This window comes from Micrococcus sp. GbtcB5 (assembly GCF_019091605.1).
Classification (GTDB): Bacteria; Actinomycetota; Actinomycetes; order Actinomycetales; family Micrococcaceae; genus Micrococcus; species Micrococcus luteus.
The window spans coordinates 1-582 of record NZ_JAGXJK010000089.1 but is presented as its reverse complement, the minus strand read 5'-3'; the positions used below and the strand labels follow the sequence as shown (position 1 = coordinate 582).

General features: G+C 67.4%; 1 pseudogene. It reads right to left on the bottom strand.

The features are described from left to right. Nucleotides 1–582, bottom strand: a pseudogene (locus KVS67_RS11585) (type III restriction endonuclease subunit R); the annotation flags it as partial.

Sequence of the window (582 nt, the reverse complement as noted above, 5' to 3'; positions counted from 1 at the left end):
CGATGTAGGGCACGCCCTGCTGGCCGACCAGCAGGTCCTGGTGCCCACCGAAGACGTTCGCCACGGCGTCAGGTCCGAGTTCGGGCCAGGCGTCATAGATCGTGTCCAGCGTCCGCACCAGCGTCTCAGTGGTGGGCTTGTCACCCACCTGCACCACCAGCAACGGGATGACCGGATCGGCCTCCTCCTGCTCATCGGCGTACGCCAACCAGGCAGCGGTCGAGGCGCGGACCTTTTCCACCGCCCGCCGCAGCAGCACCGTGTCGAAGACCCCCTGCTCGGTCGGGATGGAGAGCACGATGTCGTCCTTCAACAGCCCCGACGCCTGCACCAGAGCGGAGTCCACCTCCACCGAGGGCAGGGCGGTGCGGCCCTTGGCGTCCTTCATCGCCGCCTCGAACCGCTCCACGGTTGCCGAGATGCCGAAGACGACCGGCATGGGCGGGACAGCGCCGTTGCCGTTGATCAGCCGCTGCACGATGGTGCTGCGGTCCTTGCTCGTCGTCCCCATGCCCCGGTGGGCCTCGTCCAGCACGAAGTACAGCGTGAGGTCCTTGTTCTCGACGGTGTTGGTGATCACGG